This window comes from Luteimonas cucumeris (assembly GCF_007830035.1).
In the GTDB taxonomy this organism is placed as follows: Bacteria; Pseudomonadota; Gammaproteobacteria; order Xanthomonadales; family Xanthomonadaceae; genus Luteimonas_C; species Luteimonas_C cucumeris.
Window position 1 is genome coordinate 1 of record NZ_VLKN01000009.1, and the last position, 19,872, is coordinate 19,872.

Here is a 19,872-nt window from a genome sequence, read left to right on the forward strand (position 1 = left end):
AGTGCAACGCCTGCCAAGCCGGCTTCGGGCCCTTTCTTTGGTTACTTTCTTTGGGCCAGCAAAGAAAGTGACCCGCACGCGGCAGCGGGCGGAACAGCCGACCCGCAGGGTCGGGAACTTGCATTGTCGCCGCCAACCGCTCTTCTGCTCTTTGCCGCCAACTGCAGAGCTTCCGCCCGCTGCCGCGTGCGGGTCACTTTCTCTTTATGGGCCAAGAGGAAAGCCCTTTCCCGACAAAGATCCCGTTGCGGTTGGGTAGTTCTCGGAGATTTTCCGACTCGCCTTTTGCCTTCGGCAAAAGCCCGGCCCGCGCCAGCGGCTCGCGCACCGGCTCACCCATGACCGCCGCCCTCCGGGTCTGTGACGTTGGTGACTGTTGCTTCGAGCAGTGAAAGCGTTTGGCGTCGCTTGCCACCCGCCACGCGTAAAATGAGCGGATGAACGAGCCGCTGCCCACTGTCCGCCTGAAGAACGCCTGGCGTTCCAGCCATCCCTGGATCTTCCAGAAACTGGTCGAGAAGCCGGTGCAGCGGCCCAAGCCGGGCAGCCTGGTCGATGTGGTCGGCTTGGACGGCGAATGGATCGGTCGCGGCTTCTACAACGGGCATTCGCGCATCGCGGTGCGCATTCTCGAGGCCAATCCCGGCACCGTGGTCGACGCCGGCTGGTTCGCGCGCAGGATCGGCGAGGCGGTCGCGCTGCGTCGCGATGTACTGAAGCTCGACGAGGTGTCCGACGCCTGGCGTGTGGTGCACAGCGAGGGCGACGGTCTCAGCGGCCTGGTCGTGGATCGTTACAGCGACCTGCTGGTGGTGGAATTCTTCAGCGCCGGGATGTTCCGCCATCGCGAGTGGATCTACGACGCGTTGCGGCAGCATTTCCCCGGCGCGCGCTTCTACAGCTTCGCCGAGGAGCACGTGCAGAAGCAGGAAAGCTTCGACTACAAGCCGGTCTACAGCGGTGGCGGGTCGCCGACGCCGAGCATCATCAGCGAGCATGGCGTGAAGTTCCGCGCAGATCCAGCCGGCGCGCACAAGACCGGTTTCTTCGCCGACCAGCGCGAGAACCGGCAGTGGCTGTCGCAGCACGTTGCCGGCAAGCGCGTGCTTGACCTGTGCTGCAACACCGGCGGCTTCGGCGTCTACGCCAAGGTGCGTGGCGCGGAAGAAGTCGTTGGCGTGGACATCGACGAGGACGTGCTGGCCATCGCCAAGGGCAACGCGAAGTTGAACGATGTCCGCGTGCGCTTCGTGCAGGCCGACATCTTCCCGTGGCTGCGCGATGCCGGTAACGCCGGTGACCTGTATGACGTGGTGATCCTCGATCCTGCCAAGATGACGCGCGACCGCGAACAGGTGATCCCGGCGCTGAAGAAATACCTCGACATGAACAAGCTGGCGCTGGGCGTGGTCAGGCCCGGCGGACTGTTCGCGACGTTCTCGTGCACCGGCCTTGTCAGCGAGGAACAGTTCCTCGACATGCTGCGTCGCGCTGCGTTCTACGCCAACCGCACGATCCAGGTACTGAAGGTCGCCGGCGCCGGCGCCGACCATCCGTTCCTGGCCAACGTGCAGGAATCGCGCTATCTCAAGGCCGTGTTCTGCCGCGTCTTGGACTGATGCGAGCCGGCATGCCACCGCTGTTGTTCGCGGCCGTGCTGGCGATGGCCGGTGCTGCGGCGCGGCCGTTGCCGCCTGCCGCTGCGCAGGAATGGCAGCCGTTGTTCGACGGCCGCAGCACGCATGGCTGGCACAACGTCGGTCGCGACACGATCGATCCGCGCTGGCAGGCGATCGACGGCGAGCTGGTGCTGACCGCAGCCGGCGGCGGCGACATCGTCAGCGAAGGCACGTTCGCCGATTTCGAACTGGAACTGGAATGGCGGATCGCGCCCGGCGGCAACAGCGGCATCTTCTATCGCGCCGCCGATGCCGAGCCGGTGTGGCAATCCGCAGTCGAAATGCAGGTGCTGGACGATGCCGCGGCCGAGGACCGGCACGACCCGAAGCACCGCGCCGGCAGCGTCTACGATCTGTACGCGCCGTTTGCGTCTGCGGTGAGGCCGGCGGGCGAATACAACCATGTGCGCATCGTGGCCCGCGGCGCAAAGGTGGAACACTGGCTCAACGGCGTGCAGGTGGCCCGTTACGACCTGGACAGCGACGACTGGAAGCGGCGCGTGGCGGCGAGCAAGTTCGCCGCCCATCCGGCCTTCGCGACTGCACGGCGTGGACATATCGCATTGCAGGATCACGGCGACACGGTGCGATTCCGCAATATCCGCATCAGGCCGCTTTAGCTTCTTTCCACATCCACTCGTCTTCGCGGCGGCAGTACGGAACGGTCACTCCGGTGTTTCGTTGCTGCGCACGTAGGCGCTGGCGCGTTCGGTTTCCAGCGGACGCACTTCGTAGAACAGGCCGTGGCGCAGGGTCGGGCTTTCCGAAAGCAACTTGGCGGCCTCTTCCAGCGAACGCGCGACCACGAACCAGTAGCCGCCGATGAGTTCCTTGGTCTCGCCGAACGGCCCGTCCATCAGCATGGACTTGCGCGATACCGTGGCGCCCGCGCGCTCCAGCCGGTGTCCGGTCTTGATCCGTCCCGCGGCGACATGCTCTTCCAGCCACGAGTAGAACCCGTCGATGGCCGACTGGATCGCCTCCGGCGATGCGTCCTTGTCCCATTGCCCACGCGACAACACCAGGTAGTCGTGGGATTGATCGGTTGCGGTCATGACGGTCCTGCTCCTGAAGTCGGCGCGATGGAGTTGCCGATATTACCCGCCCGCCCCGTCGCCCCGGTCTTCTCCTGCCCGCTGCGCGGAACGGATGGCAAGCGCGGCCTCCACGACTCACCTCCTGAGACCCGCCTCGCTACACTGGCGCCATGAATCCCGGAACGCTGCTGATCCTGCTGCTGGTGGCGGTCGCCATCGCCATCGTATTGCTGGTCCTGTTGCTGCTGCGCAAGCCGGAGCAGGCGCTGGAGCGCGCCCTGCGCGAGGAGCAGCGCGAGGGTCGCGGCGAATTGCGCCAGCAACTCGACAGCCTGTCGCTGGCGCAGGAACAGCGCATCGAAGGCTTCGGCAGCCGGCTCAACGACATGGCCGTGCGCACCGACCAGCGCCTGGACGTGCTGCGCGAGGCGCTGACCGAAGACGCACGCAAGGCGCGCAGCGACAGCTCCGAGCAGCAGAAGCGCTTCGAGGATGCGTTGGGCCAGCGCCTGGCCGAACTGACCCAGCGCAACGAGCTACGCATCGGCGAGATGCGCGCGACGCTGGAACAGAAACTGCGCGAACTGCAGACCGACAACGCGGCCCGGCTCGAACAGATGCGCGCCACGGTCGACGAGAAGCTGCAGACCACGCTTGAAACGCGCCTGGGCGCGTCGTTCAAGCTGGTGTCCGAGCGCCTGGAACAGGTCCAGCGCGGCCTCGGCGAGATGCAGCAGCTGGCCGCCGGCGTCGGCGACCTCAAGCGCGTGCTGACCAACGTCAAGACCCGCGGCACCTTCGGCGAAGTGCAGCTCGGCGCGTTGCTGGAGCAGGTGCTGACGATCGAGCAGTACGACACCAACTACGCCACGGTGCCTGGCAGCAGCGAGCGCGTCGAGTACGCAGTGAAGCTTCCCGGCGTCCAGGCCGGACAGCCGATCCGGCTGCCGATCGACGCCAAATTTCCGCGCGAGGATTACGAACGGCTGATGGATGCGCAGGACCGCGTCGACGTCGAAGCCGTTGCGGCAGCATCGGCGGCTCTGGAACGGCAGGTGCGCCTTGAGGCCAGGCGCATTCGTGACAAGTACATCGCGCCGCCGCACACCACCGACTTCGCATTGCTGTTCCTGCCCACCGAAGGCCTGTATGCGGAAGTGCTGCGGCGCCCGGGCCTGTTCGACAGCCTGCAGCGCGAGTGCCGGGTCACCCTGGTCGGGCCGACCACGTTGCTGGCGCTGCTCAACAGCCTGCAGATGGGTTTTCGCACGCTGGCGATCGAGCAGCGTTCCAGCGAGGTCTGGCAGCTGCTCGGCGCGGTCAAGGCCGAGTTCGGCAAGTTCGCCGGCGTGCTGGAGAAGACGCATACGCAGCTGGAAACGGTGCAGAACAGCATCAAGGCCGCCGGTGTTCGCACGCGCGCGATCGAACGCCAGCTCAAAAGTGTGGAAACGCTGCCCGGCGCCGAAACGCAGCGGCTGTTGGGAGATACGGAGCGTAGCGACGAGGCGGAATAGCGGCGGCGCAGCCAGGTCACGCGGCCGCATGGCGACCATCAACAGCCTGCCATGCCACGTCAGTTGATATCGAACCCCGTATCGGTCGGCATGATCGGCATCGCGTCCGCCGGCACCGTCGGATTGTTTTCCTCTTCGCGCAGGTAGTCGGGCAGGTCGGACTGCTTTTCGGCGTCGCGGTCGCCGTGGATCTGGTAGTTGCGTCGCTGCGACCAGCCATCGCGGAACAACGCGTACTCGTCGCTGGCGCCTTCGCGCAGGCTGTCCAGCGGCAGCAATTGCGCGCGCACGTCGACCAGCTGCGCGCCCTGGGTGAAGACGCGCACCTTGTCTTCCTCGATCGTGCGGATCGGCGACAGCGGCGCGTCGCCGAGCATGCCGAAGGTGTCGCGCACGGTGCGCGGGCCGAACAGCGGCAGTTCAACGTAACGCGACCGCTTCCAGCCCCATACGCCGAGCGTCTGTCCGAAGTCCTCGCTCTTGTTCGGGATCTTCGCGTCGCTGGCCGGATCGAAGATGCCGCCGATCCCCAGCGTGGAATTCATCACGAACCGGCCCAGCGACTGCGCGGCCTGCTTCGGCTTGCCCTGCAGCAGCGCATTCACCGCGCTGACCGGCTGCCCGAGGTTGTTGAAGAAATTGCTGACCCCGAGCCGTACCGGACGCGGCACCGCCGCCACGTAGGCCTTGGCCAGGGGCTTGGCGACCGTCCTGTCGACCTGGTTGTTGAAGGCGTGCATGCGTCGGTTGTACCGCTCCCACGGATCGTAGGGCGCGGAGGTCTCCACGCCCGGCGGCAGGGTCGGATCGGCGACCGGATCGTATTGGGAGGCGCCATAGAGCGCGTTGAAATCCTGCTCGGCCTGCGTCGGTGCGTCCGTCTGCGCGGGCGGCTGCAGTGGCGCAGGCGCGATCTCCTGCGTCGGCGCGGCATCGGCTGCGGCCGGCGCGGACTCGGGCGCGGTCTGTGCCCACGCGTTGTCGCACAGGACCAGGGCGATCGACAACGCCAGCGAATTAATTAATGGACGCATGGGTTCAGTATAGCTGAGCCGAAGGTGCGGCCGCGCGGGCGGCCGGCGCGATCAGGCGTCGAAGGCCAGTGGCGGCGACAGCCGGTACGCGGCGCGCAGTTCTGCCAGCCCCGGCGGATCGCCATCCAGCGGCAGCACATGGCCGCCACGCGCCGCCAGTTCGGCCAGCAAGGCCAGTCCGGCGCTGTCGATATGGCGCACCGCACGCAGGTCGAACCGGCGCGCCTGGCCGAGCGCGGCCAGCGCCTGCGGCCACAGCGCCGCCACCGCGGCGCGGTCGAGCGCGCCGGTGAATACCAGCGCGCCGCCGTCGAGACGCACGCTGGCGTCAGTTGGCGGCATCGGCCTGCATGCTGCCGGCCTTAAGCTCGGCGGCGACCTGGGCGATCGACTTCTGCGACAGCGGCGTGTCGAACTGGGTGCGGAAGGTCTGCACGTAGGACACGCCTTCGACCATCACGTCGAACACCTTCCATTGGCCGCCGACCTGGCGCATCAGGTAATCGACCGGAATGGGTTCTCCGCCGGCGCGCAGGAATTCGCTGGACACGCGCACGCCACGACCACCGGGCAGCGCCGATTCCGACTTCACCCGCACCTTGAGCTGGGTGTTGAAGTCCAGCAGCGAGGCGCCGTAGCGCTGCATCAGGTTTTCGGCCAGCGCATCGGAGAACAGCTTGACGTCGGCTTCGGACGCGCCGCGGCCATGGCGGCCCAGCACCAGCCGGCCGGAATAGTCGCGGTCGAACATCTGGTTGAACTCGCTGGTCATGAACTGGCGCAGCGCGACGCGGTCCTTGGTGAACTCTTCGCGCCGGTTCTCCAGCGTGGTCAGGATGCGCGTGCTGTTGCTCAGCACGATCTGGCTCGGCGTGTTCTGGCGCGCGGCGGGCGTGGCCTGCTGCGCGTGCGCGGCAATGGGCGCGATGGCCGCCACCGCGGCCGCGATCAGGATCGAAAGAAGGGTCTGCTTCATGGAGTCTCTTCCGTAGGAGTTTGCTGGGGAGCAGGAGCTGCATCGGAACCGTCGGTCGCGGCCGGCGTCGATCCGCCCGCACCACCGCCGAACATGTACTTGCCGACCAGTTGCATCAGGTCGACCGCGGACTGGGTGAAGGCGATCTCGTCGCCGGGCTTCAGGACCTCCACATCACCGCCGGGCTGCAGGCCGATGAAACTTTCGCCGAGCAGTCCGCTGGTGAAGATGCCGGCCGAGGTGTCGGCGGGCAGGTCCTTGTAGCGCTGGTCGATGTCGAGAGTGACGATGGAGTCGAATTTGACCGGATCAAGCTGAATCTGACCCACACTGCCGATGGTCACGCCGCCGATCTTCACCGGCGCCGACGGCCGCAGCTGGCCGATGCTGCCGAAACGCGCTTTCAGTGGATAGGTGTCGGCGCCGCCGAAGCCGAACTTGCCGTTGGTCGAGGCGATCGCCAGCACCAGCAGCGAGGCCAGCGCCAGCAGCAGGAAGGCGCCGACCGCGAATTCGAGACGTGGACCACGGATGGCCATGGGGTAATCCTTGCAACGGGTGAATTGGGAACTCGGGGGCTGGGATCTGGGATCTGGGGACTAAGAGCTGGTCGAACCGCTTCTGCTTTTCAGTCCCCAGATCCCAGATCCCAGCCCCTCATCTAAACAACAAAGCGGAAAGTACGAAATTGAACATCAGCACCAGCAGCGATGCGTTGACCACCGCGCGCGTGGTGGCCACCGACGTGCCCTCGATGGTCGGCTCGGAATGGAAGCCGACATACGACGCGACCAGCGCCGCGGTGCCGCCGAACACCGCCGCCTTGAGGAAGGCGATGCAGTAGTCCTTCGAGAAATCGACGCTGTCCTTCAGCGTCTGCCAGAACGTGCCGGCATCCACGCCGATCACGTGCACGGCCTCGAAGTAACCGGCGCTGATCGCCAGGCTGATGAAGAATGCGGTCAGCAACGGCACGCAGATAACGGCGGCCCAGAAGCGCGGCGCCACCGCCTTGGCGATCGGATCGATCGCCATCAGCCCGAGCGCGGTGATCTGGTCGGTGGCGCGCATGAGCCCGAGTTCGGCGGCGATCGACGAGCCGGCGCGACCGACGAACAGCAGCGCGGTCAGCACTGGCCCCAGTTCGCGGTACAGGCCCAGGCCCAGCAGCACGCTGACCTGGCTGGTGGCGCCGTAGGTTTCCAGCGCGCGGTAGCCCAGCAACGTCACCGACAGGCCGACGAAGGCGCCGCCGGCGGCGACGATGGGCAGGCTGCGCGCGCCGATCTTGTAGATCTCGCGGACCAGTTCGCGCCAGAAGTCGCGGGTCGGCGCCGAGGCGCGCAGCACCGACAACGAGAACAGGCCGGCCTGGCCGAGCGAGCGCACCGATGCGACGAAACTCATGCCGCGCTCCCCGCCATTGCACCAGCGCTGTCGAACGCGATCGGCCCATCCGGTTCGCCATTGAGGAACTGCTTCACCAGCGGATCCGTGCTGGCCTGCAGCTGTGCCGGCGTGCCGGAGAACACGATGCCGCCATTGGCGATCACCACCGCGTGGTCGGCCACCGGCATGGTTTCATGGACGTGGTGGGTGACGATGATGCTGGTCAGGCCGAGGGTGTCGTTGAGACGCTTGATCAGGCTCATGATCACGCCCGAGGCGATCGGATCCAGGCCGGTCAGCGGTTCGTCGTAGATCATCAGCGGCGGATCCAGTGCCAGCGCCCGCGCCAGCGCGACGCGGCGCGCCATGCCGCCGGACAGTTCGCGTGGAAACAGCTCGGCGGCCGCGCGCAGGCCGACCGCATGCAGCTTCATCGCCACCAGCCGCGCGATCACCGGCTTCGGCAGCTGCGTATGCGCCTGCAGCGGCAACGCCACATTCTCGGCCACGGTCAGGTCGGTGAGCAGGCCGTTGCCCTGCAGCAGTACGCCAACGCTCTTGCGCATTTCCAGCAGCGCGTGCTTGGCCTGCGGCACCGGCTGGCCGAATACCTCGACGCGGCCACCGGCAGGCACCAGTTCGCCGGTCAGCGCCGCCAGCAGCGTCGACTTGCCGCTGCCGCTGGGTCCCAGCACCGCGGTGATGCTGCCGCGCGGCACGTCCAGTGACACGTCGCGCAGCACCGCGCGGCCGCCGCGGTGCAGGCGGACATCGGTCAGGCGGACGGCGTTCGGCGTTGGATCCATGCGGGACAAGTGGGCGCTCAGCGAAAAACCTGCAAAGTTTGGGCAACGGCGCCTGAACGACGTGGGAGTAGCGCATCGTCCCTCAACGGCGCGCATCGATGTCCGGGTCTCGGCGATTGCGACACCGCTGCGGCATCATGCCGCATGCCTGTCGTACCCGACTTCCGCCTCTACCACTCCAATGCGCTGGAAGTACTGGCGGGGTTGCTGGCCGACGAACTGCGCACGCCGGCGCCGGGGCAGGCGCTGCTGGCGCCGGACATCGTGCTGGTCCCGCAGGTGGCGATGCGACGCTGGTTGCAGGCGACGCTGGCGCGGGCCCACGGCATCGCCGCCAATCTCGAGTTCCTGACGCCCGGCGAATTCGTGCGCCGCGCGCTCGACGCCAACGTGCCGACGCCGACGCCTGCCGATGACCTCGACGCCGACACGCTGCGCTGGCACCTGTATGCCGCGCTGACCGATCCGGCGACGCTGCGCGATCCGGTCCTGCAACCTTTGCGGCGCTACCTCGACGCCGGTCATGCCGCCGGCAGCGACGACGCGCTCAAACCCTGGTCGCTGGCCGGCGAACTGGCCTCGGTGTTCGAGAAATACCAGGCCTGGCGCCGCGACTGGCTGCTGGGCTGGGAAGCCGGCCAGGCACCGCGCGATCCGCAGGCCGTACTGTGGCGCCGGGTGGCGCGCGGCCGCAGCCATCGCGCGCGCCGCATCGACGATTACCTGACGCGCTTCGCCGCCGCCGATGCGTCGTTGCCGGCCGGGCTGCCACCGCGGCTGTTCGCGTTCGCGACCTTGAATGTCTCGCCGGACGTGCTGCGCGTGATCGCCACGCAGGCCCGCGTCGGCGTGCTGCATTTCTACCTGCCGACACCGACCCGCGCGTACTGGGGCGACCTGCAGACGCTGGCCGAACGCCTGCGCGCGCAGGCCGCCGATCCGTTCGCCGCGGGCGACGACGCGTTCGCGGACAATCCGCTGCTGCAGGCCTGGGGCGCTGCCGGTCGCGATTTCATGGCGGTGTTGGGCAGCTACGAAGTGGTGCATCCGTCGGGCGAGATCGCCGCCTACGCCGACCCGGAACTGCGCGTCGATGGCCTGTTGCGTGACAGCCTGCTGCAGCGATTGCAGCGCGACCTGTTCCATCGACGCGCGACGCCATCCGGCGGCGCGCGTGCGACGGTCGATCGCCACGATCCCAGCCTGCAGGTGCATGCCTGCCACACCCGCCTGCGCGAAGTGCAGGTGCTGCACGACCAGCTGCGTGGCCTGTTCGAGGACCCGCGTTTCGATCCACCGCTGCAGCCGCGCGAAGTGGCGGTGCTGGCGCCGGACATCGATCCGTATGCGCCACACATCGAGGCGGTGTTCGGCGGCCGCGCCGGTCGCGCCGACTTCATTCCCTATGCGCTGGCCGACACCAGTCCGCTGGCCGGCGAACCGCTGGCGGAAGTGTTCCTGCGCCTGCTGGCATTGCCGGTGTCGCGCTTCGGGCTCAACGAGATCCTCGACCTGCTCGGCAGTCCACCGATCGCCGCGGCCGCCGGCCTCGACGCCCCGGCGCTGGAGCACCTGCATGCCTGGCTGCACGCAGCCGGCGCGCGCTGGGGTCTGGATGCCGCGCACCGCGAACGGCATCAGGCGCCGCGCGACGATGCCTACACCTGGACGTTCGCGCTCGACCGCCTGCTGCTCGGTCATGCCAGCGGCGATGTCGACGATGACAACACCGACGGCGACCTGATCGCAGGCGTCGCGCCGTACACGGAAATCGAAGGCAGCGCGCTGGTCGCGCTCGACACCCTGGTCCGCCTGCTGCGCGTGCTCGCGCGCCACGAGCGCCGGCTCGATGCGGCGATGACGCCGGCGCAATGGCGCGAGCGCCTGCTCGGGCTGCTCGATGCACTTCTGCCGCTGCCACTGCAGGGCCACGCCGAGCAGCGCGCGCTGGAACGCCTGCGCCAGCTGATCGGCGACTTCGCCGATGGCGCACAGCGGGCCGGTTTCGACGCCGCGCTGCCGCCGGAAGTGGTGCGCGCGCATTTCGCCGCGGCGCTGGCACAGGCCGACACGCGTGCACCGCTGCTCACCGGCGGCGTCAGCTTCGGTCGCATGGTGCCGATGCGCTTGCTGCCGTTCCGCGCGATCTGCGTGCTGGGCATGAACGACGGCGACTATCCGCGCCGCGATCCCGGTGCCGGCCTCAACCAGCTCACCGCCGAACTGGGCAGCAGCAGGCGTCGCCCCGGCGACCGTTCGCTGCGTGACGACGACCGCTTCCTGTTCCTGCAGCTGTTCGCCGCGGCGGCCGACGTGTTCTATCTCAGTTATCTCGGCGCGCACCCGCGCGACGGCAGTGCGCGCGAGCCGTCGCTGCTGGTGGCCGAACTGCTCGATGCCGCCGCCGCGTATCACGACGATCCCGTCGCCGCGCGCCGCGCGCTGGTCGTGCATCACCCGCTGCAGCCGTTCGCACCGGCGGCGTTCGGCGGCGACAGCGACGGCGACGAACCGCGTCGCTACAGCTATCGTGACGAATGGCATCCAGCCGCCGACGTTGATCGCACGCAGCGCATGGCGCCCGAGCGCTGGCTGGTCGAAGCCTTGCCGCCGCCGGCGGCCACCCAAATCCTGGCGCTGGTCGAGCTGCGCAACTTCCTGCGTGATCCGGCCGATGCCTTCCTGCGCCAGCGCCTGGCGATCCGTCTGCCGGAAGCGATTGCCGCCGGCGACGACTGCGAGCCGCTGTCGCCGCCGCCGGCCGGACTGCAGCGCTGGCAGCTGCAGCAGGCGGTGTTCGCCGCCTGCGCACGCGGCGAGCGCGACGGTCTGTACACACGACTGCGTGCGCAGGCGCTGCTGTCGTCCGGTCCGCTGGGCGAGCGTGAACTGGTCGATCTGCTGGCGCAGGTCGGGCCGTATGCGGATGCTTTCGTGCGCTGGCGCGGTGCCGACCAATCCGCGTCGGACATCTTCGAACTCGACCTGGATGGCGTGCGCCTGCAAGGTCGCGTCGACGAGCTGTATCGCCATGGCCTGGCACGATTCCGCTTCGACAAACTGCACGGTCCGGCGCAGATCAGCCACGGCCTGGACTGGCTGGTGCTGAGCGCGCTCGGCCGCGGTCGCGTGCTGGCGCAGTTCCATGGCGGCGAGGATGGCCCCGGCCCCTTGCTGCGCGTTCCCGCCGACAGCGGCGCCGCGCGGGACGCGTTGCGCGCGCTGCTGCGCCTGCGCACGCAGGGCCTGAGCGCGCCGCTGCCGTTCGGCGCGCGTGCCGGCTGGGCCTGGTATGACGCCGACAATCCCGACAAGGGCTGGGCCGCGGCACAGCGGCTATGGCATGCGGATCGTGGCTTCAGCGAAGGCGATACCGACAGCGCGCGGCTGGCGCTGCGCGGACGCGATCCCTTCGCCGATGAAGAACTCGGCGAGGAATTCCGTGCGATCGCGCGCATCGTGTTCGATGCGGTCGTGCACGGTCGCGATGCGGAGGCGGCGGCATGAGCGTGATCGACGACCGCGTCGACGACGCCAACGCGGTGGCCGCCATGGCGGACGACGCCTATCTCGACGTGGCGCTGGACGGCGTGCGCCTGATCGAGGCCAGCGCCGGCACCGGCAAGACCTTCACCCTCGCCACCCTGGTCACCCGGCTGGTGGTGGAGCGCGACCTGCGCCTGGGTCAGATCCTGGCGGTGACGTTCACCGAGGCGGCGACCCAGGAACTGCGCGCGCGCCTGCGCCAGCGCCTTGCGCTGGCCGCGACGATGGCCGCCGGGTTCGTCGCTGCACCGGCTGGTTCCGCGAGCGCTGCGAGCGGCGATTCGGCGGAAGCTGAAGTGACCCGACGCATCATCCAGCGCCAGCTGCGGCACGAGGATGCCACCTCGCTGCAGGCGCGGCTGCAACGCGCCGAGCGCGAGATCGACCTGGCGTCGGTGTTCACCATCCATGCGTTCTGCGCGCGCGTACTCAGCGAGCACGCGCTGCAGACCGGACAGGCCTTCGAGCCGCCGCAGCTGATCGGCAGCGAGCGCGAGTTGCACGACGAACTGGCCGCCGACCTGTGGCGCGCGCATGGCGCCAATGCGCGCGACGCGGAATCGCTGCAGGCGCTGTGGAGCGGCCCGCAGGCGCTGGCAAGCGACCTGGGCCTGCTGCTGCGCAGCGTGCAGCTGCTGCCGGCGCAGCCGGAGCCAACGCCGGATCCGCTGCCGCAGCTGCAACACGCGTTCGACCACCTGTGCACGGCGCTGGCCGAGCACGGCGCACGGGCACGCGCCGATCTCGACGCCGCGATCGTCGCCAAGCACATCGATGGCCGCAAGGCGCGCGCGGCCAGTTACGCCAAGGCCTGGGAATCGCTGGTCGACGGCATCGCCAGCGCCAGCTTGCGCGGTGACGCCGCCCATCTCGACAAACTGACGCCGACGCGACTGCGCGAATGCGCCAAGGCCGGCAGCGAGGACCGGCTGCCGGCATCGCCCTTGTTCGACGCGCTCGCCGACTGGTTCGCGGCCGGACAGCAGCGCCAGCAATGGCTGGCCGCGCAGTCGCTGCGCCTGGTGCACGAGCTGCGCGCACAGGCCGCGCAACGTCTCGCCCAGCTCAAGCGCACGCGCCGCGTGCAGAGCTTCGACGACCTGATCGACGGCGTCGCCGATGCCTTGGCAAGTGCCCACGGCGCGGCGCTGGCGACAGGGCTGCGCCGGCAATACGCGATCGCGCTGGTCGACGAATTCCAGGACACCGATGCGCGGCAATGGGCGATCTTTCGCCGCGTGTTCGGCGACGAGCAGGAGCCGGATGCCGCGCCGGCGCTGTTCCTGATCGGCGACCCCAAGCAGGCGATCTACGGTTTCCGTGGCGGCGACGTCCACACTTATCTCGCCGCGAAGCGCGATGCCCGGATCGCACCGCCTCTGACGCACAATTTCCGTTCGCGACCGGGCGTGCTGCGCGCGATCGCGGCCCTGTATCGACAGGCCGGCGACACGGCCTTCGTCGACGAACGCATCCGCTTCCACGCGGTCGAGCCCGGCGCCGGCAACCGCGATACCGATTACCTGCGCCGCGACATGCCGGCGCCGGCAATGACCGTGCGCAGCTTGCCGGCCAGTGCGGACGGCAAGCCATACAAGGCCGACGACTCACGCGCGCTGGCGGCGCAGGCCTGCGTCGCGGCGATCCATGGCGTGCTCGCCGACGCGCGTGCCGGACGCGCGCTGATCGATGGCGACCCCGTCGAGCCCGGCGACATCGCCGTGCTGGTGCGCAGCCACGTCGAGGCCACGCGCATGCAGGCGGCACTGGTCGCGGCCGGCATCGCCGCGGTCGCCGCCGGGCGGCAGAGCCTGTTCGAGACGGCGCAGGCGCTGGAACTGCTGGTGGTATTCGAAGCATTGCTGCAGCCGGCCGACGAAGGCCGGCTGCGTGCCGCGCTGGCGACGCCGCTGCTGGGCATCGATGGCGCCGGCATCGCCCGCCTCGACGACGACGATGCCTGGCGTCGCGACCATCAGCAGCATGCGCTGCAATGGCGCGAACGCTGGCAACGCCATGGCCCGCTGGCGCTGGTCGCCGACCTGTGCGCGGCCAACGCGGAACGCCTGCTGCGCCTGGCCGATGGCGAGCGCCGCCTGACCAACCTGCTGCAGCTGGGCGAACTGCTGCAGGAAGCCGATGCGCGCATGCTCGGCCTGCATGGCCTGGTCGACTGGCTACGCCGGCAGATCGCCGAAGCCGACGCCAACGACGAACAACAGCTGCTGCGGCTGGAATCGGACGCGCGCCGCGTGCAGATCCTGACCCTGCACAAGAGCAAGGGCCTGGAGTTCCCGCTGGTGTTCCTGCCGTTCGCCGGCATCGGCCGGAAGGACGATCCGCCGTCGCGCCATTGCGTGGTGCCGGGCGAAACCGGCGCGGTGCTGCACTGGAAGCTGGGCCGCGACGACGACTCGCCGCGCTGGCAGGAGGCGGTCCAGGCCCGGGAACGCGAGCAGCGCGCCGAGGATGCGCGCCTGCTCTATGTCGGCCTGACCCGCGCCGAGCACGCGATCTGGCTGGCGACCGGCCCGCTTTACCAGGCGACCGCGACGCCGCTGGCGCCGATGCTCGCCGACCTTGACGCGCTGCGCGCGCAGCCGGACATCGTCATCGACGCCGCGCCGCTGCAGCGCGCATTGCCGCCGTTGCCGCCCGCGCCGACCTGCGTCGTGGACGCAGCACGGCAGGCACGGCGCGTGCTGTCGCGCGACTGGTGGGTGTACAGCTTCACCCAGCTTGCCAAGGCCGACACGGGCAGTACCAGCGCCGCGGCCATTGCCGGCGAACGCGGCGCCGAGGACGAGCCGGAAGCGCTGTCGACGGTGCTGGCGACAGCCGATGGCGTCGCCAGCGACCGTCGCTTCGGCGGCAGCCGCTTCGGCAACGTGCTGCACGACGCCCTCGAACATTGCGACTTCCACGCCTGGCGCGACTGGCGTGGCGGCGACGCGCCGCCAGGACAGGACGCCGTGCTGCGCGACGCGCTGCGCGGCGGCGGTTACGCCGATGCCGATCTCGACGACGGCATCGCCGAACTGGCCGCGCTGGCCGGCCATACCCTCACCGTCGCATTGCCCGAAGGCGGCCGCCTCTGCGACCTGCCCGACGCCTCGCGTCGCGCCGAACTGGAATTCCATTTCGCGCTGCAACCGACCCGCATCGACGACCTGCTCGCGTTGCTGCACGCGCATGGCGTGGTCCCGGAGCGGCAGTCGTTCGGCCTGCGCCGCCAGCTGGAAGGCCTGATGACCGGCAAGATCGATCTGACCTACCACGCCGACGGCCGCTGGTACCTGCTCGACTACAAGTCCAACCGCCTGCCCGGCTATGACGCCGCCAGCCTCGACCAGGCGATGGCGCACAGCGAATACGACCTGCAGGCGCTGATCTACACGGTGGCCCTGCATCGCTGGCTGCGCTTCCGGCTGGTTCGACAGGCTCACCATGAGCGGGTGGTTCGACAGGCTCACCATGAGCGGGTTGGGTATGACTACGCACGCGACTTCGGCGGGGTGCGCTACCTGTTCTGCCGTGGGCTGGATGCCACGCGCAGTGATTCGCCGGGCATCCACGCCCGACGCTTCGCACCGGAACTGGTGCACGCGCTGGACGGGTTGTTCGACGGCCGTGACATGGGAGCGTCGGCATGAGCCTGCTCGACGAGCTGTACCGCAGCGGCGGATTGCGCACGCTCGACCATGCGCTGGCGCAGAGCCTGCGTCGGCTGGAGCCTGACACGCCCGATGAAGTCCTCGCCGCCGCGGCGCTGGCTTCACTGGCGATCGCCCAGGGCCACGCCGGTTTCGATCCGGCCCGGCCGCAACTGCCCGGCGACGCGACGATCGACTGGCCCGATGCGCAGGCGTGGCGCGAACAGCTGGTCAATTCGCGCTGGGTCGGCACGCCTCGGCCGGAACAGATCGCGCCGGGCGATGCGCCGCTGGTGTTCGAGCAGGGCCTGCTCTACCTGCGTCGCTACCGAGAATACGAACGACGCCTGGCGTCGGGGTTGAAGCGCATCGCCGGCAGCGCCGTGGCAGACAGCGACGCGGCATCTCTGCAGCCGCTGTTCGCGGCGCTGTTCCCGCAGGACGGCGACGATCGGGTTGCCGGCGATGGCGGACAGGCACGCGCCGCCGCGCTGGCGCTGCGGCGCTCTCTGCTGCTGGTCACCGGCGGCCCCGGCACCGGCAAGACCACCACCATCGCGCGCGTGCTGCTGTTGCTGCTGGCGCAGGCGCGCGGCGCGGGTCGCACGCTGCCGCGGATCGCGCTGGCCGCGCCGACCGGACGTGCCGCCGAACGCATGGCCGAAAGCCTGCGCATCGTCGCAACGCAGCTGCGCGCCATTCCCGGCGTGGACGCGGCACTTTGCGATGCATTGCCGCAGGACGCGCGTACCTTGCATCGGTTGCTCGGCACGATTCCCGACAGTCCGCGCTTCCGCCACGGCGCCGATGCGCCCTTGCCCTTCGATGTGATCGTGATCGACGAAGCATCGATGGTCGATCTGCCACTGATGTGCAAGCTGGTCGAAGCGGTGCCCGACGGCGCGCGCCTGATCCTGCTCGGCGATCGCGACCAGCTGCCGTCGGTGGAAGCCGGCGACGTGCTGGCCGCTATCGGCGATGCCGCCGGCGAGGAAGCGGCGATACCGCCGGAGCTGGCGTCGTGGTTCGGTGCAGGCGGAGCGGCGACGCCATCGCTGGAAAACCGCGGCCCGCTCGCCGGCCATCGCGTGCAGTTGCGGCGCGGTTACCGCCAGTCCGATGCGCTCGACCTGGCGCCGCTAGCCGACGCGATGCGCAACGGCGATGGCAATCGTGCGCTGGCGCTGCTGCGCGACGGTGCGCTGGCCGGCGTGCAGTTCCATCCCGGCCTGCACGATCCGCTCGCTGGTGCCACGCGCAAGCCGTTGCTGGCGCACTGGCAGGCGCTGATGACGCTGGACGATCCCGTCCAGGCGCTGGCCTGCGCGGGGAAGCTACGCCTGCTGACCGCGTTGCGCGATGGGGCGCAAGGCGCCCATGCGCTCAACGCACGCATCGAGGAAGCGTTGGCCGGTGCGCAGCGCGAGCCTTATTTCCATGGCCGCCTGCTGCTGGTCACGCAGAACAGCTATCGCCATGGCCTGTTCAACGGCGACATCGGCGTGTGCCTGCGCGATCCCGCGGCCGGCCCGGCACAGACCGGCGCGGTAACGGCCTGGTTCGCCGATGGTGCCGGCGGCGTGCGCGGCTTCCATCCCTCGGCGTTGCCTGCGCATGACGGCGCGTTCGCGATGACCGTGCACAAGGCGCAGGGTTCGGAATTCGACGAAGTCTGGCTGCTGCTGCCGCGCCACGACGCGCGCACCTTGTCGCGCGAACTGCTCTATACCGCCATCACCCGCGCCCGCCACGCGCTCCACATATGTGCCTCGGAAGAGGTGCTGCGCGCCGCACTGGCGCGGCATGCGCAGCGCATCTCCGGCTTGGCGCAACGGCTGCAGTCACCGGTGCGATAGCTGGCGTGGTTTGCGCGTGCATTGCACCTACACCAGCGCCTCGTCCTCGTCGTCTTGCGTCGCCACTACCGGCACGGCGGTGGCCTGCTTCGCCACCTTGTCCAGTTCCGCGGTCAGCGCCGCGGTGGAGGCCTTGTCGGCGGCCATGCAGCGACCGCGCATGTCCGGACACAGGATCTGCATGTAGTCCGCATCCAGGTTCAGCCGTTCGACCAGGAAGTCGACGAAGGCGCGCACCTTGGGCGAGGTGACCTGGCCGCGCGGGAACACCGCGTTCAACTCGTATTCCGGGCCGGTCCAGCCGGCCAGCACGCGGCGGATATAGCCCTGTTCCGCGTACGCCTTGACCATGATGTCGCTGGCCAGCATCAGGCCTTCGCCGCAGATCAGCGCGCCGCGCACGCCGGCCGGGTCGTTGGCGACCATCACCGGATCGATCCGGTATTCGACCGTACCTTCGCCATCGCTCAGCGGCCAGTAATAGTGGCCGTTGCGATGCATCTTCTGCATGCCCAGGGTGCGGTGGTGCTGCAGGTCGTCCGGATGCAGCGGTTCGCCGTGGCGTTCGATGTAAGACGGGCTGGCATAGACCTGGGTGCGGAACGTCGACAACTTGCGCGCCACCAGATTGGAATCGGGCAGGTTGCCGACGCGCAGCGCGACGTCGATCTCCTTGTCGATCAGGTCCAGCGATTCGTTGCTCAACAGCATTTCCACGCGCACTTCCGGATGGCGCGCGTGGAATTCGCCCAGCAGCGGTGCGATGCGCTCGATGCCCAGCGAATACGGCGCGGTGATGCGCAGCCAGCCGCGCGGGCCACCTTGCAACTGGCTGACCGCGCTCTCGGCCTCGTCCAGTTCGCGGGCGATGCGCTGGCAATGCTCGTAATAGATGTTGCCGGCCTCGGTGAGACCGAGCTTGCGCGTGGTCCGGTGCAGCAGCTGCGCGCCGAGGCGCGTTTCCAGATCCTGCACCTTGCGGCTGACGGTGGTCTTGGGCAGACGCAGGGATTTGGCCGCGGCGATGAAGCTGCCGTGCTCGACCACCTTGACGAAGACCAGGGTGTCGTTGAGATCGCGGGCCATGGGGGCTCCTTGAGGGGGTGATGGGCATTGGCCCATCTCGGGGACAATTATTCCCCGATTCACTGTCTAATCAAGTGGCGCCGGCGCGACTACCTTATGTCGCACACCAAACCCCTGCCGTCGCCATGCTCACCTCCTCGCAAGCCCGACTCGCCTATCTGCCCGCCGCCCTGTTCGCCCAGGCACTGCTGGTGGCCGTGGTCGCTGCCTTTCTGCATCAATGGTTTGCGCTGGATGGCAAGCAGGCCTGGCTGATGGCCGGAGTGGTATCCGTGCCGGCCGCGATGCTGGTGCTGCCGGCGGTCGGTGCCCTGCTGGCCTGGCTCAGCCGCGACCACATCATCCCGTTCACGGGAGAAAAAATCCCGGGAGCGGGACAATGAGGGCGGCCCTGATTGTCCTGGGCGCGACCGGCGAGGTCGGTCGCGGCGTGGTGCAGGCCGCGCTGGAGCGCGCCTGGCCGGTGATCGCCGTGGCCCGCGACGGCGAGGCGCTGGACGCACTGCGTCGGCAGCATGCTGGTGCCGACCTGGTCGCGATCAGCGCCTCGCTCGACAGCGAAGCGGCCGCCACGCGCCTGGGCGACGAGCTGCGCGCGCTGGGGCGTCCGCTGGGCGGCGTGGTCGCGACGATCTGCGGTGGCTGCAAGCGCGGTCGCCTGCTCGACCAGCCGGCCGAATTCCTGCGCCGCACCCTGGATGAGGACCTGCTGCCGCACCTGGTCGCCGCGCGCCAACTGTTGCCGTTGCTGGCCGCGTCCGATCGCGGCGGCGGTTACGTGCTGATCGGTGGACCCGGTGGCGAACAGCCCTGGGCCGGCTACGGCCATGATTCGATCGCCGCCGCGGCGCTGCGCATGCTGGCGCGCGTGCTGCACGACGAAGCCCGCGCCTATCCGGTGCGCGTGCAGTTGCTCGCGGTCGAATCGCCGTTGCGCACCGAAGCCAACCGCAGGCATGCGTGCACGCAGTGGCCGAACGCACTCGCGGTCGGACAGCGCGCGCTGGCGCTGATCGAGCACAGCGCCGTCGCAACGCCCGCTCACGCGGTGGTGCGCTACACCGCGCCGCTGGCCGAATCGCCCTGGTCGGACGACATCGACCTGCCGGCCACGCCGGCCAACGCCCTTACTTCATCGTCGGTCGAACACGCCTCCGCAGCTGCGCAGAAAGCGCAAGCAGCGGATAGCGAAGCCGGCCTGCTGCCACCACGCTGTCTGCAAGACGCACGCAAGCTGCTGCAGACACTCGCTCTCACGAAACGCAACCAGGAATCCTCCCCCCGATGATCAGC

General features: G+C 68.9%; 16 protein-coding genes. 8 read left to right on the plus strand and 8 right to left on the minus strand.

What is annotated here, in order from left to right:
* Positions 1-437 precede the first annotated feature (437 nt).
* Both IP90_RS15110 and IP90_RS15115 read left to right on the plus strand, forming a co-directional pair.
* A complete protein-coding gene (locus IP90_RS15110; protein WP_144900499.1) occupies positions 438-1,619 on the plus strand; it encodes a class I SAM-dependent rRNA methyltransferase in 1,182 nt (393 codons plus the stop codon).
* An 11-nt stretch (positions 1,620-1,630) separates the two neighbouring features.
* On the plus strand, positions 1,631-2,299 hold the full coding sequence (locus tag IP90_RS15115; RefSeq protein WP_158635376.1) for a 3-keto-disaccharide hydrolase: 669 nt from the start codon (positions 1,631-1,633) through the stop codon (positions 2,297-2,299).
* 45 nt (positions 2,300-2,344) lie between these two features.
* Here IP90_RS15115 and IP90_RS15120 read toward each other — a convergent pair whose 3' ends face one another.
* Positions 2,345-2,734: a YciI family protein gene (locus IP90_RS15120; protein WP_144900501.1), complete on the minus strand. Its 390-nt coding sequence runs from the start codon at positions 2,732-2,734 to the stop codon at positions 2,345-2,347.
* A 152-nt stretch (positions 2,735-2,886) separates the two neighbouring features.
* Between IP90_RS15120 and IP90_RS15125 the strand changes: the two genes are divergently transcribed.
* Positions 2,887-4,233 carry a DNA recombination protein RmuC gene (locus tag IP90_RS15125; RefSeq protein ID WP_144900502.1) on the plus strand — a complete coding sequence of 449 codons (1,347 nt, stop codon included), beginning with the start codon at positions 2,887-2,889 and terminating at the stop codon, positions 4,231-4,233.
* A 59-nt stretch (positions 4,234-4,292) separates the two neighbouring features.
* Here the strand turns inward: IP90_RS15125 and IP90_RS15130 are convergent, their stop codons facing one another.
* The 6 genes from IP90_RS15130 to IP90_RS15155 form a co-directional block, all read right to left on the minus strand.
* Entirely contained in the window at positions 4,293-5,267 is a 975-nt protein-coding gene (locus IP90_RS15130) for an MlaA family lipoprotein (RefSeq protein ID WP_144900503.1), read from the minus strand.
* A gap of 51 nt (positions 5,268-5,318) precedes the next feature.
* A complete protein-coding gene (locus IP90_RS15135; protein WP_144900504.1) occupies positions 5,319-5,609 on the minus strand; it encodes an STAS domain-containing protein in 291 nt (96 codons plus the stop codon).
* Complete coding sequence (locus IP90_RS15140) at positions 5,596-6,243, minus strand: MlaC/ttg2D family ABC transporter substrate-binding protein (RefSeq protein WP_144900505.1); 648 nt, start codon at positions 6,241-6,243, stop codon at positions 5,596-5,598. Before IP90_RS15140 ends, IP90_RS15135 begins: the two co-directional genes overlap by 14 nt.
* The gene (gene mlaD, locus IP90_RS15145; protein ID WP_144900506.1) at positions 6,240-6,782 is read right to left on the minus strand and encodes an outer membrane lipid asymmetry maintenance protein MlaD; all 543 of its coding nucleotides are present in this window, start codon (positions 6,780-6,782) and stop codon (positions 6,240-6,242) included. The genes IP90_RS15140 and mlaD overlap by 4 nt, the downstream gene beginning before the upstream one ends.
* Positions 6,783-6,900: 118 nt before the next feature.
* On the minus strand, positions 6,901-7,650 hold the full coding sequence (locus IP90_RS15150) for an MlaE family lipid ABC transporter permease subunit (protein ID WP_144900507.1): 750 nt from the start codon (positions 7,648-7,650) through the stop codon (positions 6,901-6,903).
* Positions 7,647-8,438 (minus strand): ABC transporter ATP-binding protein, encoded by a 792-nt coding sequence (locus IP90_RS15155; protein ID WP_144900508.1) that lies wholly within the window; start codon positions 8,436-8,438, stop codon positions 7,647-7,649. Before IP90_RS15155 ends, IP90_RS15150 begins: the two co-directional genes overlap by 4 nt.
* A gap of 144 nt (positions 8,439-8,582) precedes the next feature.
* Here IP90_RS15155 and recC point away from each other — a divergent pair, with 144 nt between their 5' ends.
* Genes recC through recD form a run of 3 tightly spaced genes read left to right on the plus strand, consistent with a single transcriptional unit; the run spans position 8,583 to position 17,493 of the window.
* A complete protein-coding gene (gene recC, locus IP90_RS15160) occupies positions 8,583-11,945 on the plus strand; it encodes an exodeoxyribonuclease V subunit gamma (RefSeq protein ID WP_144900509.1) in 3,363 nt (1,120 codons plus the stop codon).
* Positions 11,942-15,637 (plus strand): UvrD-helicase domain-containing protein, encoded by a 3,696-nt coding sequence (locus IP90_RS15165; protein WP_425477131.1) that lies wholly within the window; start codon positions 11,942-11,944, stop codon positions 15,635-15,637. The genes recC and IP90_RS15165 overlap by 4 nt, the downstream gene beginning before the upstream one ends.
* Positions 15,634-17,493 (plus strand): exodeoxyribonuclease V subunit alpha, encoded by a 1,860-nt coding sequence (gene recD, locus IP90_RS15170; RefSeq protein WP_144900510.1) that lies wholly within the window; start codon positions 15,634-15,636, stop codon positions 17,491-17,493. Before IP90_RS15165 ends, recD begins: the two co-directional genes overlap by 4 nt.
* A gap of 27 nt (positions 17,494-17,520) precedes the next feature.
* On the opposite strand, the gene IP90_RS15175 is transcribed toward recD, so the two are convergent.
* A complete protein-coding gene (locus tag IP90_RS15175; RefSeq protein WP_144900511.1) occupies positions 17,521-18,579 on the minus strand; it encodes a LysR family transcriptional regulator in 1,059 nt (352 codons plus the stop codon).
* A gap of 125 nt (positions 18,580-18,704) precedes the next feature.
* Between IP90_RS15175 and IP90_RS16695 the strand changes: the two genes are divergently transcribed.
* Positions 18,705-18,962 carry a hypothetical protein gene (locus IP90_RS16695; RefSeq protein WP_158635377.1) on the plus strand — a complete coding sequence of 86 codons (258 nt, stop codon included), beginning with the start codon at positions 18,705-18,707 and terminating at the stop codon, positions 18,960-18,962.
* A complete protein-coding gene (locus IP90_RS15180; protein WP_158635378.1) occupies positions 18,959-19,867 on the plus strand; it encodes an SDR family NAD(P)-dependent oxidoreductase in 909 nt (302 codons plus the stop codon). Before IP90_RS16695 ends, IP90_RS15180 begins: the two co-directional genes overlap by 4 nt.
* The last annotated feature ends 5 nt before the right edge of the window (positions 19,868-19,872 follow it).

Excerpts from the sequence above, each read along its gene's own strand:
- IP90_RS15110 (WP_144900499.1), top strand. The coding sequence starts at position 438 with ATGAACGAGCCGCTGCCCACTGTCCGCCTGAAGAACGCCTGGCGTTCC.
- IP90_RS15115 (WP_158635376.1), top strand. The coding sequence starts at position 1,631 with ATGCCACCGCTGTTGTTCGCGGCCGTGCTGGCGATGGCCGGTGCTGCG.
- IP90_RS15120 (WP_144900501.1), bottom strand. The coding sequence starts at position 2,734 with ATGACCGCAACCGATCAATCCCACGACTACCTGGTGTTGTCGCGTGGG.
- IP90_RS15125 (WP_144900502.1), top strand. The coding sequence starts at position 2,887 with ATGAATCCCGGAACGCTGCTGATCCTGCTGCTGGTGGCGGTCGCCATC.
- IP90_RS15130 (WP_144900503.1), bottom strand. The coding sequence starts at position 5,267 with ATGCGTCCATTAATTAATTCGCTGGCGTTGTCGATCGCCCTGGTCCTG.
- IP90_RS15135 (WP_144900504.1), bottom strand. The coding sequence starts at position 5,609 with ATGCCGCCAACTGACGCCAGCGTGCGTCTCGACGGCGGCGCGCTGGTA.
- IP90_RS15140 (WP_144900505.1), bottom strand. The coding sequence starts at position 6,243 with ATGAAGCAGACCCTTCTTTCGATCCTGATCGCGGCCGCGGTGGCGGCC.
- mlaD (WP_144900506.1), bottom strand. The coding sequence starts at position 6,782 with ATGGCCATCCGTGGTCCACGTCTCGAATTCGCGGTCGGCGCCTTCCTG.
- IP90_RS15150 (WP_144900507.1), bottom strand. The coding sequence starts at position 7,650 with ATGAGTTTCGTCGCATCGGTGCGCTCGCTCGGCCAGGCCGGCCTGTTC.
- IP90_RS15155 (WP_144900508.1), bottom strand. The coding sequence starts at position 8,438 with ATGGATCCAACGCCGAACGCCGTCCGCCTGACCGATGTCCGCCTGCAC.
- recC (WP_144900509.1), top strand. The coding sequence starts at position 8,583 with ATGCCTGTCGTACCCGACTTCCGCCTCTACCACTCCAATGCGCTGGAA.
- IP90_RS15165 (WP_425477131.1), top strand. The coding sequence starts at position 11,942 with ATGAGCGTGATCGACGACCGCGTCGACGACGCCAACGCGGTGGCCGCC.
- recD (WP_144900510.1), top strand. The coding sequence starts at position 15,634 with ATGAGCCTGCTCGACGAGCTGTACCGCAGCGGCGGATTGCGCACGCTC.
- IP90_RS15175 (WP_144900511.1), bottom strand. The coding sequence starts at position 18,579 with ATGGCCCGCGATCTCAACGACACCCTGGTCTTCGTCAAGGTGGTCGAG.
- IP90_RS16695 (WP_158635377.1), top strand. The coding sequence starts at position 18,705 with ATGCTCACCTCCTCGCAAGCCCGACTCGCCTATCTGCCCGCCGCCCTG.
- IP90_RS15180 (WP_158635378.1), top strand. The coding sequence starts at position 18,959 with ATGAGGGCGGCCCTGATTGTCCTGGGCGCGACCGGCGAGGTCGGTCGC.